Origin of the sequence: Aliikangiella maris (genome assembly GCF_040719265.1) — a bacterium.
GTDB classification, from domain to species: Bacteria; Pseudomonadota; Gammaproteobacteria; order Enterobacterales; family Kangiellaceae; genus Aliikangiella; species Aliikangiella maris.
Genome location: NZ_JBFDAH010000009.1, coordinates 137884 through 155321, shown reverse-complemented (window position 1 = coordinate 155321; position 17438 = coordinate 137884). Strand labels below are relative to the sequence as shown.

The 17438-nt window shown below is 39.2% G+C and carries 16 protein-coding genes; 7 read left to right on the top strand and 9 right to left on the bottom strand.

Translation table 11 applies throughout. From position 1 onward, the window contains the following. Positions 1-6 precede the first annotated feature (6 nt). Together rho and trxA are read right to left on the bottom strand one after the other, a co-directional pair. The gene (rho, locus tag ABVT42_RS10760; RefSeq protein WP_353896700.1) at positions 7-1266 is read right to left on the bottom strand and encodes a transcription termination factor Rho; all 1260 of its coding nucleotides are present in this window, start codon (positions 1264-1266) and stop codon (positions 7-9) included. Between the two features lie 412 nt (positions 1267-1678). After that, positions 1679-2005 (bottom strand): thioredoxin TrxA, encoded by a 327-nt coding sequence (gene trxA, locus ABVT42_RS10755; RefSeq protein ID WP_353896701.1) that lies wholly within the window; start codon positions 2003-2005, stop codon positions 1679-1681. A 167-nt stretch (positions 2006-2172) separates the two neighbouring features. On the opposite strand from trxA, the gene rhlB reads away from it, so the two are divergent. The 6 genes from rhlB to ABVT42_RS10725 are packed head-to-tail and all read left to right on the top strand — an operon-like array spanning position 2173 to position 6936. Beyond that, on the top strand, positions 2173-3519 hold the full coding sequence (rhlB, locus tag ABVT42_RS10750) for an ATP-dependent RNA helicase RhlB (protein ID WP_353896702.1): 1347 nt from the start codon (positions 2173-2175) through the stop codon (positions 3517-3519). Between the two features lie 46 nt (positions 3520-3565). Next, the gene (tusA, locus tag ABVT42_RS10745) at positions 3566-3811 is read left to right on the top strand and encodes a sulfurtransferase TusA (RefSeq protein WP_353896703.1); all 246 of its coding nucleotides are present in this window, start codon (positions 3566-3568) and stop codon (positions 3809-3811) included. 1 nt (position 3812) lies between these two features. Further along, on the top strand, positions 3813-4358 hold the full coding sequence (locus ABVT42_RS10740; protein WP_353896704.1) for a DUF1285 domain-containing protein: 546 nt from the start codon (positions 3813-3815) through the stop codon (positions 4356-4358). A gap of 25 nt (positions 4359-4383) precedes the next feature. After that, entirely contained in the window at positions 4384-4614 is a 231-nt protein-coding gene (locus tag ABVT42_RS10735; protein WP_353896705.1) for a hypothetical protein, read from the top strand. 3 nt (positions 4615-4617) lie between these two features. Next, positions 4618-6285, top strand: coding sequence for a formate--tetrahydrofolate ligase (locus ABVT42_RS10730; RefSeq protein ID WP_353896706.1), 1668 nt, complete (start codon positions 4618-4620; stop codon positions 6283-6285). 45 nt (positions 6286-6330) lie between these two features. Continuing rightward, positions 6331-6936, top strand: a complete 606-nt coding sequence (locus ABVT42_RS10725; protein ID WP_353896707.1) for a DNA-3-methyladenine glycosylase family protein — start codon at positions 6331-6333, stop codon at positions 6934-6936. Here ABVT42_RS10725 and ABVT42_RS10720 read toward each other — a convergent pair. Further along, positions 6916-7500, bottom strand: a complete 585-nt coding sequence (locus ABVT42_RS10720) for an alpha/beta fold hydrolase (RefSeq protein WP_353896708.1) — start codon at positions 7498-7500, stop codon at positions 6916-6918. The two genes, ABVT42_RS10725 and ABVT42_RS10720, sit on opposite strands and share 21 nt — an antisense overlap. A gap of 284 nt (positions 7501-7784) precedes the next feature. Here ABVT42_RS10720 and ABVT42_RS10715 point away from each other — a divergent pair, with 284 nt between their 5' ends. After that, complete coding sequence (locus tag ABVT42_RS10715) at positions 7785-9380, top strand: serine hydrolase (RefSeq protein WP_353896709.1); 1596 nt, start codon at positions 7785-7787, stop codon at positions 9378-9380. 151 nt (positions 9381-9531) lie between these two features. On the opposite strand, the gene ABVT42_RS10710 is transcribed toward ABVT42_RS10715, so the two are convergent. The 6 genes from ABVT42_RS10710 to ABVT42_RS10685 all read right to left on the bottom strand — a co-directional run bounded on the left by ABVT42_RS10710 (position 9532) and on the right by ABVT42_RS10685 (position 17434). After that, positions 9532-11088, bottom strand: coding sequence for a M17 family metallopeptidase (locus ABVT42_RS10710; protein ID WP_353896710.1), 1557 nt, complete (start codon positions 11086-11088; stop codon positions 9532-9534). A gap of 438 nt (positions 11089-11526) precedes the next feature. Continuing rightward, entirely contained in the window at positions 11527-14589 is a 3063-nt protein-coding gene (locus tag ABVT42_RS10705; RefSeq protein ID WP_353896711.1) for an efflux RND transporter permease subunit, read from the bottom strand. A 41-nt stretch (positions 14590-14630) separates the two neighbouring features. Beyond that, positions 14631-15701, bottom strand: coding sequence for an efflux RND transporter periplasmic adaptor subunit (locus tag ABVT42_RS10700; protein WP_353896712.1), 1071 nt, complete (start codon positions 15699-15701; stop codon positions 14631-14633). Between the two features lie 207 nt (positions 15702-15908). Continuing rightward, complete coding sequence (locus ABVT42_RS10695) at positions 15909-16385, bottom strand: DUF6491 family protein (protein ID WP_353896713.1); 477 nt, start codon at positions 16383-16385, stop codon at positions 15909-15911. Positions 16386-16588: 203 nt separating this feature from the next. After that, the gene (locus tag ABVT42_RS10690; RefSeq protein ID WP_353896714.1) at positions 16589-17068 is read right to left on the bottom strand and encodes a peroxiredoxin; all 480 of its coding nucleotides are present in this window, start codon (positions 17066-17068) and stop codon (positions 16589-16591) included. 84 nt (positions 17069-17152) lie between these two features. Further along, positions 17153-17434, bottom strand: a complete 282-nt coding sequence (locus ABVT42_RS10685; RefSeq protein ID WP_353896715.1) for a polyhydroxyalkanoic acid system family protein — start codon at positions 17432-17434, stop codon at positions 17153-17155. Between the last annotated feature and the right edge of the window lie 4 nt (positions 17435-17438).

The following is a 17438-nucleotide window of genomic DNA, read 5'->3' as shown; positions in this document are numbered from 1 at the left end:
TGCAAACTACTTACGCTTCATTGAATCAAAGAACTCATCGTTAGTTTTAGTCAGAGCCAATTTATCAACTAAAAACTCCATCGCTTCAATTTCTTGCATTGGATGGATAATTTTACGCAAAATCCACATTTTTTGCAGTTCATCAGGTGTGGTGAGTAAATCTTCTTTCCGTGTACCAGAGCGGTTAAAGTTTATAGCAGGAAAAACACGCTTTTCAGCAATTTTTCGGTCAAGATGAAGTTCCATATTACCAGTTCCCTTAAATTCTTCATAAATGACTTCATCCATTTTAGAACCAGTATCAACCAGTGCAGTTGCAATAATGGTCAAACTACCACCTTCTTCAATGTTTCTGGCAGCACCAAAAAAGCGTTTTGGTCGTTGCAGCGCATTGGCATCAACACCACCAGTTAAGACTTTGCCAGATGAAGGTATTACCGTATTGTACGCTCGAGCTAAACGAGTAATTGAGTCGAGTAAAATAACAACATCTTTTTTATGTTCGACCAATCGTTTGGCTTTTTCAATAACCATTTCAGCAACTTGAACGTGACGGCTGGCAGGCTCATCAAATGTTGAAGCAACTACTTCACCGCGTACGGAGCGCTCCATCTCAGTGACTTCTTCAGGCCGTTCATCAATCAATAATACAATCAAAACACACTCGGGATAATTCGCAGTAATTGATTGTGCAATATTTTGCATCATCATCGTTTTACCAGCTTTGGGTGGCGAAACAACTAAAGCACGTTGTCCTTTACCTATCGGCGATGCCAAATCAATGACTCTAGCAGTAATATCTTCACTCGATCCATTGCCGCGTTGCATGATCATACGTTCATCGGGATGTAGCGGTGTTAAGTTTTCAAAGAGAATTTTATTTTTGGCATTTTCAGGGCTATCAAAATTGATTTCATTTATTTTTAACAGCGCAAAATATCTCTCACCATGTTTCGGGGGACGAATTTTTCCGGAAATAGTATCACCGGTACGCAAACTAAATCGTCTGATTTGACTGGGAGAAACGTAAATATCGTCAGGACCAGCCAAATAGGAAGAACCGGCATTTCTCAAAAAACCAAAACCATCAGGTAAAATTTCTAAAACACCATCACCAAAAATATCTTCGCCGCTTTTTGCGTGATTTTTTAGAATGGCAAAAATAATATCTTGCTTACGCATACGTGCTGCATCATCGAGTCCGGCTTCTTTAGCCATTTCGCTCAGTTTGGTCGCAGACAATTGTTTAATTTCGGTTAGGTTCATAAAATTACTTTTTATTAAAGAATGGGGTTATGGATTTAGGATTGCGTGTAAACTCTTGTTATTAAAAATCAACGCTTATTTAACCTGTATACTAGAAATCACACATTCAAAAATCAGAATGGATTGCAAAAAATACGATTTAGCTTGAATGAAAAGCAATTTAACTTTATTCACTTAACTTTAATGTTTTTTACTGATTACAGAAGAATGATGACTAGTTCTTTAGAATTTTCATTTTTTGGTCAGGAGACCTTGAAATGAGCTGTCTAGTGAAAAGTAGCACTAAAATAATTGATTGTCCAATTTTTTAGCTATTTCGAATGATATTCGATTATTTTTGTTAAGTCGACAACTTTTAACAGAGTGTTCAGCACAAAAAAACACCAAACACTCTAACATTTAATTGCTGATTCTAAATATTGCTATCTAAAAATGCAGCTAATTGAGATTTGCTGATAGCGCCAACTTGTTGCGCTTCTACTGAACCATTTTTAATCAAAATCAAAGTGGGAATTCCACGAACACCATATTGAGGTGCAGTAGCTTGATTCTCATCAATATTTAACTGCGCAATTTTTACTTTACCATCATATTCATCAGCCAACTCATCCAAAATCGGCGCTATCATCTTACAAGGACCGCACCACTCAGCCCAAAAGTCCACCAAAACAGGCATATCCGATTTTAAGACTTCATCTTCAAAACTAGCATCAGTTAATTGAACAATCTTGTCGTTCATGAAATTTATTCTCCTACAAAACACTATTCGCCCGCATGCCGAGTATGATGATATGATGCGGTATTGATTAAAATGCAACGAAACGAGTCTATTCTGCTATCTGTTGATTCAAGTTGCAACTAGAGATCTCAAAAAAGCATTTAAAATTATTAGGATACTTCGCTTATATGGTTACTCATCTATCAAAAACCACTTTTAAAAACATAGGGTTACACCCGAAACTTCTTAAAGCACTTAAAGTGCTGGGTTACCAGTACGCGACCCCAATTCAGGCACAGGCATTACCGCTGTTACTAAATGCACAAGATGTTGCTGGGCAAGCACAAACCGGCACAGGAAAAACCAATGCTTTTCTGCTCGCTATACTCGACGAACTGCTGACATTACCAGAAGTTGAAGATCGTCAGCCAAACGAGCCAAGGGCTATCATTATTGCGCCAACGCGAGAACTGGTTATTCAAATCTTTGAAGATGCTAAGCAACTGGCAAAGTTTACTGACTTAAAAATGTGTGTTGCCTTTGGCGGCGCCGACTATGACAAACAACGTGAAGAAATAGAAGCTGGCTGCGATGTGTTGATTGGTACCGTTGGTCGCCTTATCGATTATTTTAAACAAGATATTTTTAATTTCTATGCACTTGACTGTGTAGTACTTGATGAAGCTGATCGGATGTTTGACTTGGGCTTTATTAACGATATTCGTTATTTATTTCGTAAAATGCCAAAACCAACAGAACGCTTGAATATGCTGTTTTCAGCCACCCTGTCGCATCGGGTTAAAGAATTAGCTTACGAGCATATGAATCACCCGCAGCATATTCATGTTGAAGCAGAACAAGTGACAGCTGATCGTGTTACTCAAGTATTATATTATCCTGCCAACCACGAAAAGTTACCATTACTGATAGGTCTGATTCAAAAACATCAACCACAAAAAGCGATGATATTCACCAACACCCGCAGACAGGCAGAGCAGGTATGGCTGAGTTTAAGAGGCAATGATATTAAAGCAGGCTTGCTTACAGGGGATGTTCCACAGCGTAAACGCATTCGCCTGTTAGATGAATTAAAAACCGGCAAAATTCAGATGCTGATTGCCACAGATGTTGCTGCAAGGGGATTACATATTGACGGAGTTACCCATGTTTTTAACTTCGATCTACCAGAAGATGCGGAAGACTATGTTCATCGTATTGGCCGGACTGCTCGCGCCGGCGCGGAAGGTGATGCAATATCATTTGCCGGTGAAGATAACGCCTTTAATCTTCCCGCCATTGAAAGCTATATTGAACATACCATCCAAACCGCCGATGTAACACCAGAACTCTTGGTGGACATAAAACCACCAATGAAAGCAGAACCTAAAAAGTTTAAGCAAAACAACAATCGCTCTCAAGGCCGAAGCAAACACCACCGCTCAAATCAAGGGGGGTCGAATCAGGGATATTCAAATCAGCAAAATTCGAATCGATCGGATTTAAGTCAGTCTACCTCTTCTGATGGCAATGAATAAGTTGATTCTTTGATAAACAAGAAACCTGGTCAATCAAAAAAAGAAAATGTCATTTAAAAGCAATACAAAAATATCGCTTGATACATTGGGGCTGAAATGCCCCGAACCCATTATGATGATCCGCAAGTCGATGCGAAAAATTGATACAGGCGATATACTTCATATTGTGGCAGATGATCCTGCAACCAAAAGAGATATTCCCAGCTTTTGTGAGTTTATGGATCATCAATTGCTCGAAGCACAAACGGACAGCTCTCCCTTTCACTATTGGATTAAAAAAGGCGAAGCCTGATATGTCGACAACCGAGTCACTTATCAAAGCGATTGGCGATAACCCATTGCCACCAGTCGACCAGTGGAATCCACAACTTTGTGGTGAAATCGATCTCATCATTAAAGCTGATGGCACTTGGTTGTATCAAGGTACACCATTTACACGTCACAAAATGATTTTACTGTTTTCACGCGTATTAAAAAAAGAAGGTCATCAATATTTTCTGGTTACTCCGGTAGAAAAAGTTGCCATAAAAGTTGAATGGATGCCGTTTACTATTATCGACTTTGAAATCATTCAGCAAGCTAAACCGGTATATCGTTTTTTTGATAACTGTGAAAATAGCGTCACTTTAACTGAACAGACACAAATAAACTTTAGCCATTATCAGTCTCAACAACTTCCCATCATACAAATACGAAAAAACCTTTTCGCCAGTTTTAGCCGCAGTTGTTACTACAACTTACTGCAAACAGCATCGATTGAACAGCAAAATGACACGCATCAAGTTTGCATTCAATCAAACAATTTAAACTTTTGCTTAGGTGAGTTTTCTGAAAGATAAAGAGAAGGAAAAAGAGTAGTCATCAATGCGATCCATTAATCTGAAATTCAAAAAAATTCCCAAACTGGCGCTATGCTTTTATTTTGTCGGATTTTTAATATTGATTGTTGCAATGATTTTATTACGCAATCCCCCTCAATATCTTTCTTCAACAACCCTGCAACAGTTGTTTATTGGTGGCGCATTAATTGTGACATTAGGTTCTGTAATTAATACCTTCTATCAATTTAAATCTAAAGAAAAGAATAAGGAATAAGTGATGCTGACTGATACCGAGATCGTGAAACAAGCTACAACACAACCTATCACTGACATAGCCGACAAACTCGGTATACAAGATAAATATTTAATGCCCTATGGGCGAGATATTACCAAAGTTAACATTGATGCATTGCTCGAACCGAACAACCGACCCAATAGCCAGTTAATCCTTGTATCGGCAACAACACCAACTCCAGCAGGCGAAGGCAAAACCACAACCACAATTGGCCTCGGTCAGGCATTTTCTAAATTAGGTGATTCTGTATGCCTAGCCTTGCGCGAACCATCTCTCGGGCCTTGTCTGGGCATGAAAGGGGGCGCAACAGGCGGTGGTTATTCTCAAGTGCTTCCCGTTGATCGCATAAACTTACACTTTACCGGTGATTTTCATGCCATTACCGCAGCGAATAATTTAATTTCAGCCGCAGTAGATAACCATATTTTTCATGGTAATGCCCTCAATATCGATCCACGCCAAATCGTATGGCGCAGAGTGATGGATATGAATGATCGTAGTCTTAGACAAATAGTGCTCGGGCTTGGCGGAAAAATGCAGGGAATCCCCCGTGAAGGGGGTTTTGATATTACCGCGGCATCAGAAGTCATGGCGATTGTCTGTTTAGCGCGCAGCTTTAATGATCTACAACGGCGTTTGAATAACACGCTAATAGGATATAGCTACTCTGGTGAAGCCATTTTTGTGCGCTCGCTAGGAATTACAGGCGCACTGTTAGCACTACTGCGCGATGCGCTCCATCCCAATCTGGTACAAACCCTCGAAGGTACACCTGCATTTATTCATGGCGGTCCATTTGCCAATATTGCCCATGGTTGTAATAGTATTCTGGCCACCCAAATGGCGATGCACCATGCCGAATGGGCCATTACTGAAGCGGGGTTTGGTTTTGATTTAGGTGCAGAGAAATTCTTCGATATCAAATGTCGAATGGCTCAACTTGATCCGGCAGCTGTGGTACTAGTAACCACCGTCAGAGCCTTAAAAATGCATGGCGGTATGGATAAGAACCAACTTACCACGGTAAATACTGAATTTGTACGCAAGGGCTTGGAAAATCTGGATAAACACATCGAAAATGTAACAACATTCAATAAAGTGCCAGTTGTGGCTTTAAATCGCTTTCATGATGACAGCGATGCAGAGATTGCCATCATCCGCCAACATGTTGAACAAAAAGGGTTCTTATTTGCACAAAGCGATCACTTTACTCAAGGTGGTGCTGGCGCAATTGAACTGGCAGAAAAAGTTAAACTAGCGGCTCAAGATTCGAAACCGTTTAAACCGCTATACCAACTGGAAGAAAGTGTCGTAGATAAAATAAGAACGGTGTGCAAAGCCATGTACGGGGCTAAAGATGTCGCTTTTACCAAAGAAGCAGAAAAAGATTTACACCATGTCGAAGCGCTAAAATTGACGCAACTCCCCATTTGTATTGCCAAAGCTCCCAGTTCATTATCAGATGATCCGCTGCTGCATGGTCGCCCCAAAGATTTTCAGGTGACCGTGAGAAATATTCAGGTCAATGCCGGTGCAGGTTTTTTGGTGGTGTTAACTGGAAATATCATGCGTATGCCAGGTCTGCCAAAAGACCCCGCCGCCAACAAAATTGAATTACTGGAAAATGGTGAAATCATAGGCATCAGCTAGCAATAAGAGCCTCAAGAAATGATATCTTCAACGTGAGCAATACGCATGAAAATGACGCCCTATGCACTAAACAAAGCTCGCAAAGCCCTGTTGGCTTGCGAGTTTCTTGGACCTACCGTCAAACAACATGGCAAGTGTTTAATTAAGCTTAATGATGTTGATCCGTTTGATACATTAATTGTATCAATCATTTCACAACAACTATCAGTTAAAGCTGCCGATACTATCGAGCAGCGGGTCAGAGCCTTAGTTGGCAAACGGTTTGTTCCAGGAAAATTATTAAACTATGCCCACCAGCAATTGCGCGACTGTGGATTATCCAATCGAAAAGTGGAATATATTCAGGGAATCGCCCAAGCAGTAAAATCTCGCCAATTGAATTTTAAAGCACTAGAAAATGCCAGCGATCAAGAGGTCATCGAACAATTAACCGCGCTAAGAGGGGTTGGTCAATGGACGGCAGAAATGTTCATGATATTTTCACTCCACCGAATGGATATTTTTTCTCCCTTAGATGTTGGTTTACAACGAGGCATGAAAATTCTATTTGGCGATCAAGCAGAAAACTTAAGTGCTATGGAAACACTTGCCGAACGTTGGCAACCCTATCGGAGTGTAGCCAGTTGGTATCTATGGCGAATCGTTGATTAATTCTGTCAGTATATGTTGTTTCACCGCGCGATTAAAAATAATTGAAAAATGTGACCATGCGTTAACTTTTTGATTGTTAGCAATTGACCAAATACTGCTATTGCTAGGTAAAATGGATAAATCAAACGGAGTCCAGTATGAATACACTTTCACTTTTTTTAATATCGACTGATTGGCGGCAAGTTGACTGAGAAAGTCACTCCCTGGACGAAGCTGTCGAACCCCTTTTGAAGGATAGGGAAGGTAAGCCCAATAACTCCCATGATGCGGACCAGCAATAGAGAAAAAATGAGTCACTCGATGGTATCCACCCAAATTTTGCAAATAATAACGAGCAACAACAGCCCCCATACTAAATCCAATTAAGCAAAATTTTTCATCACCAGGTACAAAAGATTGAATTTTGTCGGCCAGTTGCTCAGCGGTATAGTCGATACCATAACGTCCATCACATGGGCGAAGACTTGGTGAAAAACAGTTAAAACCGGCTTGTTTTAGATATTTTTTCAACCAGAAAAAAATCGCACCCCGATTAAATATGCCATGCACAAGAACGATTTTCACAATATCCTCAATTATTGCAGCGAAAAAGTGGTCGACTTAATCATCATAATTTTTATGTCGCTTGATTTTAATAATAATAACGATTTAGTTTTTCTGTATGTCGAGTTCAGACAACAAGACTCAGAGATGATATAAAACAATAACAAAACACTGATAAAACCTTTAATTATTGATAAATTATCATATTTTGACTAATTTTATTTTACAATTGGTAACAACAATTAAAGCAATTTTTATTACGACACTACTTTATATTGATTAGCTCGCCAGGGTGGACCAGTTCAATGAAAAAAAATCACATTATCAAGTATCCATTTATTTCACTATTAGCGCTTTTATTTTTGTTACCACTGAGCCTTTTAACACAGGCACTTGACCAGCAGCAACTCAGCAATCTTGATCAATTAGTCAACAGTGCACTCAAACAAACCGGCGTACCTGGGGTCAGTATTGCAATTGTTCAAGACAACCAAATTATTTTGACCAAAGGTTACGGTACCAAAGAAATTAACAAAAATAAGCCTGTCGATGAAAATACACTTTTTGCCATTGCTTCAAACTCAAAAGCATTTACCGCCACAGCGATGGGAATTCTTGTAGATCGCAATCAAGTTAGCTGGGATGATCGTGTAAAAAAATACTTACCTTATTTTGAGTTATACGATCCTTACGCCAGCGATCATATGAACATGATAGACATATTGGCACATCGATTAGGTTATAAGCATTTTAGTGGCGACTTACTTTGGTACGACACACAATACAAACCAGAAGAAATTATTAGACGTTTTAAATATGTTAAACCAGATTTTCAATTTCGCTCAAACTTTGGTTATTCCAATATTGGGTACATTACAGCCGGAGAAGTCATCGCTCAAATTTCAGGTATGAGTTGGCGAAAATTTATTGAAAAAGAAATATTTAAACCGCTAGGAATGAAAAACTCTTATACCAGTTATCAGTCAATTAGAAAAAAAACCAAGGTCGCTTCTCCACATTACGAGGCACTGGATAATCAAGGTAATGTCATTTTTCAACCACTAGATTGGCATCATAATGATGCAATCGATGCCGCAGGTTCAATTGTTACTTCTGCAAAAGATATTACCCACTGGATGCAATTACAACTGAATCGTGGCAGCTATAAAGGAAAAAATATTTTCAGTAAAGCTGTGTCTGATAAATTATGGACAGCGGTTAATGCCGTGAGTATCCCGCCTAAAACGGAACAGTCACCCAATCATTTAATGGCCTATGGACTTGGCTTTTTTGTTAATGATCATCACGGAAAATTAATGGTTACTCACAGTGGCAGCGTAGAAGGCATGACTTCGCGTATCGCTCTTATTCCCGAAGATAATTTAGGGGTTGCAGTTTTTACAAATAGTACCGCTCCTTTAGCAACACAATTAGCACATCAAATTATTGCAATAACACAAAAAAACCAGGTAAAAAGTGAGAGCGAGCCGTTCGACTCGGCAAAACTGGCTGCTAATAATAAGCGTAACTTTAAAGATAAAATTGCAGCACGAGCTTCAGCACTTGGGCCTATAACTAAAAATACTCAGCCAGCTTACTCGTTAGCCGATTATGCCGGCACCTATCGCAGTAAGATGTATGGCGATATTCTGGTCGAACTGAAAAATGATCAACTCACAATGAAAATGTTGCCCTCTCCAATGCTCACTGCACAGCTATCTCATCGTCACTACGATGTATTTACGATTCACTGGGATAATGGCAGAGCCTGGATCAATGAGGGAACTGCACATTTTGTCAGTAACTCGAAAGGACAAATAACCGAATTAAAACTCAATGTCCCTAATGACGATATCTGGTTTGATGAACCGCACTTTTATCGAGTTGCGCCTAACCCATAACAGTACCGTTCAATATTGGAGAGGAATACCTGGCTTAAAAATTCAATTAAAGCTAATTACATATTAAAAAGCGCAGATAAGGTTGGATGAAACCCCTGCGCTTTTTAATTTAACTTCTTAGGCTTAGGCCGCAATAAATGCCGCTAAATATTTACCCGAGTAAATAACGTGCAGCTAATGCAGCAACAGGTGCCGCCGTAGGCTTACCATGTTGCCAATCACTTCCTTCAACACCACTGCCAGCAATATCAATATGTGTATAAGCAATCGGTTGCTCAGACTGACTACCATGCTTGTCCAAACCTGACGATAATGCTAAAAATGCCATTGGAAATTGGTGACCTCGGGCGACACTCACTGATGGTCCATTATTTGAAGACAACACATCATCAGCTTTACTGCGTGGCTGAATCATCTTCCAATCTTCGCGTCGAGAGCGGCCTATTTCAATACAGTCGCCCCACGATTCCCCAGCTTGTTCCAGCTTATCAGCCATTTGCTGATCTCTTGCGGGTCCATTTTCAATTAAAATTGTATAGGGTCCGGCTGCAAGTGACGCATGACCAGTTAAAGTGGCAATGGTCATCAGTTCTGGCGCCGTTTCATTTTTAGCCATTTCACGACCATGTGATAATAAATCAGCCATAACCAGACGACCCTCTGCATCAGTATTGCCAATCCTCACTCGAACACCAGAGTGAGCCAGAATGATTTCGTCTGCAACATAGCTATCAGGGCCGATGCTGTTGCGAACAACACCTAAGGTCGCTCGAACCTTCAAACCCTTAGGTTTTAATTCAGCCAAAGTTTTCATAAAACCTGCAACAGCCGCAGCTCCCCCTTTATCACGACTCATGCCAGCCATGTGACCACCAATTTTTACATCGGCACCACCGGTATCATAAGTCACGGCTTTGCCCACAAGGATCAAAGTTTTTTCAATCGGGCCTTCACCAACATAGTCCATATGAACAACTCTTGGCTGATGCCGTGTCACAGCTTGAGAAGCGCGTGCAACAGCGCCCAGCAATGGAAATTCTTTTTCAATCGTCGCGCGGTCATCAATAATTTCTACCGCAACCGATGTGCCAGTCATCGCCTGTTGGCAATACTCAGCAAATCCGGCTGGTGCAAACCTTTCAGGTTCGGTACCTGCTAAATCACGCGCTAACCTTTTCCCAGCTTCAACTGCAGATAAAAAGTCCAGATTAATTTGATCATTTACATCAACGAGGGTAATTGATTCAATCGTTTCAACTTCGTTTTCACCCAAAAACTCACGCGCTTCAAGTGGCTGCCATAATGCCTGACAAGCGCCCAGATAACTGACTTCGCAAGCATTTGCGAAGGCTTCTCTTGCAGGTACACCTTCAACTAAAATAATTGGATTTTTGGCCCCCGCATCTCTGGCCAAAATGATTCCTTTGGCGGCAGCGTCACCAAAATTGCGTACATCATCATAATCACGATCAATTGGGCCGCTTGTTGAATGTATTAGCCGGCCACCAGCTAGTTCTGGAGCATGAATTAATACAGGCTGCTCTCCAATACGTTGATCGATAGTCAATGCCTTTGATATTGCTTCGTCAATTAAGGGGCTAGTAGTACAATTTTTTTGACTGGTCACTAAAATAATACAATCATTATTTTTATTATGCGCCGCAAGCTGATTAACATCGGTTAATCGGGAAATCTTTGGAAATGCCATGCTTTCTCCTGATAATTTTTGGGCAGAAATGAATTGAAACTGAATTAGTCTATGTGTAGATATGTCGGTTAGTCTGAATTAAATCCTGATTGGATTCAATTAAAACGCAAATTTGATCAAAAGATTGAATGTATCAAAAACACAGCGCTGAATATTACTCTAGCAAAACAATCCGGCAAGATTCGCGCTCTACAGGCTTATCCCGCTTACACTAAATTTATATTAGCCCACCTAAACTTTAATTGGTTAGTGGATGGATTAGTTGAATGCGCTGTTTACCTTAATAATCAACATATAGGCTAAGTGTTATTACCTCGTTACATAGGGGCAGGCGTATCAAAATACAATCCCTTATTGATAATGTTTGGTTATTATACTTACCATTAGCCTATGCTATCCGGTTATATCACAGTCTTCACATTCACACTTTCACATTAATTACCGATTATGTTTAACACCAAATAATAATGCATAAAGCACCGGAACAACGCCCAAGGTGAGCAGGGTAGAAAACAGCAATCCACCAATAATTGAAAGAGCCATGGGTTCCCACATTTCACCTCCCCCCAGATACAGAGGAACCAAACCGAAAACCGTTGTTGCTGTCGTTAACAAAATAGGGCGCATACGCCTTTTAGCCGCTTCAATAATTGCATCTATCGGATTATCAGGATTAGCCTCTCGCTCAATTTTTATACGCTCTAATAAAACGATAGCATTATTAATCACGATACCAGCTAAAGAAATTATTCCCAATAAAGTCATAAACCCAAAAAATGACTGGCCAACTAACAAACCTACCGTCACGCCGATTAGTCCTAATGGAATGGTTACCAAAACAATAATAGACTGTCGAATTGAGTTAAATTGTGCCACTAAAAGCAGCACAATAATTAAAACAGCCACAGGCAACTTTTCAACAATTGAACGATTCGCCTTACCTGATGATTCAGCCTCACCACCAAGCTCAAAGCGGTAGCCAGGTGCCCATTGAGACTGCTGTTTCTTTAACCAAGGTAATAATTGTTCAAATGCTTCATTCGCCGTAACATCATTTTCCAACTGAGCACCAACCGTCACCGTTTTAAGTCGATCACGCCGCATAATGTTGGCAGCTTCCCATACCATTTCGATATCTGCGACCTGCTTAAGCGGAACAGCAATACCTGTGGCTTGAGAGTAAACAGCCAGCGCCTCAAGTTTACCAATATCTTGTCGATCTGCCGCAGTTGAGCGCATCATAATCGGAATTACATCGTCATTTTCACGATATTGTGTTAACTCTAGTCCCGATAAACCTGTTTGTAATGAAATCGCTATATCTTTACTTGATATGCCTGCTCGCTTAGCACGCGCTTGATTGATTTTTACTTTCAACTTTTTGATTGGTAATCCCCAGTTGTCACTAATTGATTTTAAACCATCAATCTGTGTAAACTGCTGTTTAATTAAATCAACATACTCAAATAATATTCGGCTGTCTTTTCCGCTAACACGAACTTCAACAGGGTTAGCAATCGCGGCTCCGTTTTCAATTTTTCTTAACTTGACCAGCAAGTCTGGAAAATGATTAAACGTATATTGATCTAATTTTGAGATCATCTTATCAATAACCTCAAAAGAGGAGGTATTAATAATCATTAATGCATAATTTGCACTAAACGGCTTAGGGTTATGTGTTAATAAAAATCTTGGACCACCCGAGCCAGTATAACTTATCCATGTTGTCACACCGGTATTACGTGACGAACCAACGGCTAATTCTTTTTCGATAAAAGCTTCTATCTCCTTAACCACCCCATCCATCGCATCAATATGTGTGCCTAATGGCAGCTCAAGTTCAACCTTAAAATAAGGTCTATCCGAAGGTGGAAAAAACAGTTTTGGTACACGGTTTAACCCCATCATGGCAATCACTAAAATAACCAGAGTGCTCGACAGCGTTAGTCCGCGATAGGCTAAAAACTTATCGAGTATTTGATGATAAATTCGATAAATTCCCTGATTAAAATGCTGTCGTTGCTTTTTTATTTTCATAAAGTAAACACACAGCATAGGAATAATTGTCATCGATAAAATCCAGGAACATAACAAAGTAATTGTTACAACTTTGAATAAAGAAGCCGTATATTCACCGGTTGTGGATTCAGCTAAGAAGATTGGCAAAAATGCTGCCGCTGTTGTTAATGATGAAGTGAGTAATGGCACTTTCAATTCATTGGCTGAATCGACTGCTGCAGCAATTGGTTTTTTGCCATTTTCCATGTCAACCATAATACTTTCTGACATGACGATACCATTATCTACCAGCATGCCTAATGCGATTATAAGCGCCGCTAATGAAATCTGATCAATACCAATATCAAAAAATGACATCACCAGAATTGCAAAAATCATACTGGCAGGAATTAAAACAGCAACAATTAAGCCGGTTCTTAAGCCAAGAAAAAAAAGCATCACCAAAGTAACCACAGCAATCGCCTGCAACAGATTACTGATAAAATTATCAACTTTTTGTTCAACTTCTTTTGGTAAATAAGATACCAGATGAAAATCAACACCAATTGGATAAATACGATAAAATTCATTTATGGCCTGAGTAACCTGTTCGCCCAAGTGAATATTGTTACCCCCTTTTCGCATCGAGATAGCTATCGACATTGCTCGTTCACCAGATACGCTCACTTTGGTTTTCGCCGGATCAACATATCCGCGAGAAATTTGTGCAATATCTTCTAAATATAAAACCTGATCACTACCGGGTAAATTAATCACCGTCTTTTTTATTTCTTCGACGGATTCAAAGTTTCCAGTTGGCTCCAGTGCAATTTGCTCATCATCAATATTGATTGTACCACCAGGATTGACAATATTTCGGCTGGTTAATTGTTCGCTTAATTGGCTAGGTGACAAGCCTAACTCAGACAAATGAGAATTATTATATTCAATAAAGATGCGCTCTTCCTGAATACCAAAAATATCAACTTTAGCTGCTTCATCAAGCCGAAGCAGGTCGTCTTTAATCTGTTCGGCTAAGTTTTCCAATTCACCATAAGTATAACCTTCGGCAGTAACACCAATCACAATACCAAAAACATCGCCAAACTCATCATTAACAATCGGCGATTGCGCATCAGCGGGTAACTCACTCGTTGCAGCCTCTATTTTTCTGCGCAAGTTATCCCAAATCGGGCGCATGACTTTGTAGCTTTCTTTAATATTAACACTAATAATCGAAACGCCAGTTCGAGACTCACTATTAACATAGTCGAGCTCAGGAATTTCCTGGATAACTTTTTCCAGTTTATCTGTTACCAATTGCTCAACACGCTCGGGACTTGCGCCAGGGAAATAAGTAATCACCTGAGCAGTACGTATAATGAAACCAGGATCGTAATCTTTCGGCATATTTTGATAAGCCCAAAGACCAAAAAAAGTAATGACTAATAGTAAAGTCCATGAAGTTCGATTATTAACAATTGCAGCGCGAGTAATATTCACCATCAGCTCCTGACGTAGCGACTTTTCAATGTAATTTATTTTTATAATTTAACTAACTGTCCATTTGTTACTTTACTCATACCCGCAGTCAGCAAACTGTCACCGTTATCAACACCACTAAAGATTTCAAGACCAAATGGCGTAATTTCACCAATTGAAACGGGCTTGCGCTGAATTTTTCCTTTGTTATTTTCAACTGGAACAACGATGAAAACATAATGCCCTTGCTTATCCTTTAATACTGTACTGGGTGGCAAATAGAATATTTCAGGTTGCTTTTTATCAAGTATACGTCGTCCCATTACCCTTGCCGTCATTCCGGGCAAAATGGTATACGCCGTTGGTGCAGGCATTGTATAGGTCACTTCATAAGTTTTTGTGACTTCATCAGCTTGAGTAGAAATTTCTTTAAAGGTTAATGGAAACTCAATATCATCGATTGCATCAAACACCGCAATTGCTGTAGGACGCTCGCTTTGTTTTTTTACATTAATCATTATACTTTCTGGTACATCAATTTTTAAATTAAGGTACGATAGATCATGAAGCGCAATAATTGGTTGTGTTACCGTCACCTCTTCAAAATTTTCAACATATTTTTTAGCAACCACTCCTTCAAATGAAGCTTTTAGTCGAGTATAAGCTAAATTATTTTCAGCAGTTTCCAGCTTAGCTTTTGCTGAATTAAATTGCGCTTTCAAAAGATCATAATCAGACTGTGAAATATGATTGGTTTTCAGTAAGTCTTTGGCACGATTAAAATCTGAACTTGCTTTATGATAAGTCGACTTTGCTTCATCAAGTTGAATAAGGATATCTTTATCATCAAGCCTTGCGATAACTTGTCCAGTTTTAACTCTATCGCCTTGCTTAACAGGTAACTCGATTAACTCACCAGATATCTTAAACGACAGATCGGCTTTTTTTGAAGCATCAACAACCGCTGTAAACTCATGTAACGGATTGACCGATGTCGCATGGATCTGCATTGTTCTTACTGGCCTGAGGATGACTTCCTTAATTTCTGTTTTTTGTTGCTGATTACAGCTGATAAGTAATGTTGCCAAAATCAATGTTAAGAATATTTGACTTTGCAGTTTAGAATTAAACATCGTTAACTCCGGCAGTGGTTAATATGAGCAATGAGGAACTTAATAAATTTTTTAATGATTTATCAATTAAGAATTAATATTAATCACTAAGCAGTTTTGCATGATATTTTGTATAAAATAAATGAAAGGGTGCACGAATGAATCATCATGTACCAATAGACCCAAAGTATAACAAAGCCCTATTATTATGGCATCGATTTATACAAGTTATCTTTGGTTTTGTGAAGTTTTCTCTATTTGAGGGGCTTTATGGCTGTTTGAATCATCTTTACCAAAAGCAAATAAAGCCTGTGCTTGTTCTTTTGATAAGCGATAAATCGATTCAATATAGCACTTTTGATGCGGATATTCTGGAATATAGATAGCATCAAATTTTGATTCAAGTGAACCAGGAGACGAATGGTGTACTGCAATAGCATGAGAAAATTTTAGCTCAACACAAGGAAACTTCAATTCAATTAAATAAGGCCGATGTGGTGAAGTATCTAAAATTAGATAGTTTTCATTTAATGCACGCCACCCGTGTAATCTAAATAGTGTTATCCGTGAAATTTTTTCTAACTTTTGCTCATCAATAAATGGTTGATAATCAATTGTTTGCTTATTTTTATTAATTGCAGTACACCCGGAACCCAGCACTAAAAAAATGACAAGTAAAATGCCACTAAAAAAAGATGAGTTCATTGTTGTACCTCATTTTAATTTTAACCAATAGCAAAAGCATTGATTGATCAGTCGTATTGAAATTATAATAATTCAATAGTCAGTATTCCTTTCAATCAATGCGAGCAAGAGATTAATCCACAATAATTGCTGTAGCCATGTTGTGAAATTGGCTACACTTGAATTTCTAACTGGAATAATTAGACAATTATTATCGAAAAAAGTTACAGTTTTTCTAAAATATATTCCGCTTTAGAAACTTCAAACTGTTTAGGCTGTTCAACAAAACACTGCTTAACTGCGCCATCTTCAATAATCATCGCAAACCGTTGACAACGCAATCCCATCCCAAATGTTGAAGCATCGAGCTGTAATCCAAGTTGTTCAGTAAAATCTGCACTACCATCGGCAAGCATAATAATTTTGTGAGCGTCACTGGCATCAGCCCATGCTTTCATAACAAACGCATCGTTAACCGACATACAAACAATCTTATCAACACCTTTTGCTTTAATGGCTTCGAACAGATCAACATACTCGGGTAAATGTGCTTGAGAGCAAGTAGGAGTAAACGCACCTGGTACGCCAAACAAGACTGCTTTGCCGGTGGCAAATAAGGTTTCGGTATTGGTTTCGAGTATTTCACCATCTGATACAGCTTTGATACTCACCTGGGGGATTTTATCACCAATTTGGATTGTCATAGATTGACCTCTGATCGATTATTTAGAATTTGTCTCAGACGCAATTATAGCTGATCTTGATACAAGGCCAAAATGACTCCAAATTCAATGCATCAAATTTTGCTCAATTGCTTGAGTTACTTTTGACTCAATGGCATTGCGCAATACGCGCCACATCATTCCCAAACGCATGGTGAATACTAACTGCTGGGAATTAAATTCAATATCACCATTAATTCCTTTACCTCTAAACAGCATACATGTACTGTCTTCCCACTCATATTTAATGGCAAATTCTTCGCCGATTTGCTCCGCCATTTGTTCAATTCTATTTTTGAGTTGTATAATGGTAAGCTGATGGTTTTTCTCAATTTTTATTACTGACATAATA

Coding starts and splice junctions, on each gene's coding strand:
- ABVT42_RS10740 (WP_353896704.1), top strand. CDS start 3,813: ATGTCGACAACCGAGTCACTTATCAAAGCGATTGGCGATAACCCATTG.
- ABVT42_RS10685 (WP_353896715.1), bottom strand. CDS start 17,434: ATGTCAGTAATAAAAATTGAGAAAAACCATCAGCTTACCATTATACAA.
- rho (WP_353896700.1), bottom strand. CDS start 1,266: ATGAACCTAACCGAAATTAAACAATTGTCTGCGACCAAACTGAGCGAA.
- tusA (WP_353896703.1), top strand. CDS start 3,566: ATGTCATTTAAAAGCAATACAAAAATATCGCTTGATACATTGGGGCTG.
- ABVT42_RS10730 (WP_353896706.1), top strand. CDS start 4,618: ATGCTGACTGATACCGAGATCGTGAAACAAGCTACAACACAACCTATC.
- ABVT42_RS10725 (WP_353896707.1), top strand. CDS start 6,331: ATGAAAATGACGCCCTATGCACTAAACAAAGCTCGCAAAGCCCTGTTG.
- ABVT42_RS10690 (WP_353896714.1), bottom strand. CDS start 17,068: ATGACAATCCAAATTGGTGATAAAATCCCCCAGGTGAGTATCAAAGCT.
- ABVT42_RS10710 (WP_353896710.1), bottom strand. CDS start 11,088: ATGGCATTTCCAAAGATTTCCCGATTAACCGATGTTAATCAGCTTGCG.
- ABVT42_RS10715 (WP_353896709.1), top strand. CDS start 7,785: ATGAAAAAAAATCACATTATCAAGTATCCATTTATTTCACTATTAGCG.
- rhlB (WP_353896702.1), top strand. CDS start 2,173: ATGGTTACTCATCTATCAAAAACCACTTTTAAAAACATAGGGTTACAC.
- ABVT42_RS10695 (WP_353896713.1), bottom strand. CDS start 16,385: ATGAACTCATCTTTTTTTAGTGGCATTTTACTTGTCATTTTTTTAGTG.
- trxA (WP_353896701.1), bottom strand. CDS start 2,005: ATGAACGACAAGATTGTTCAATTAACTGATGCTAGTTTTGAAGATGAA.
- ABVT42_RS10735 (WP_353896705.1), top strand. CDS start 4,384: ATGCGATCCATTAATCTGAAATTCAAAAAAATTCCCAAACTGGCGCTA.
- ABVT42_RS10700 (WP_353896712.1), bottom strand. CDS start 15,701: ATGTTTAATTCTAAACTGCAAAGTCAAATATTCTTAACATTGATTTTG.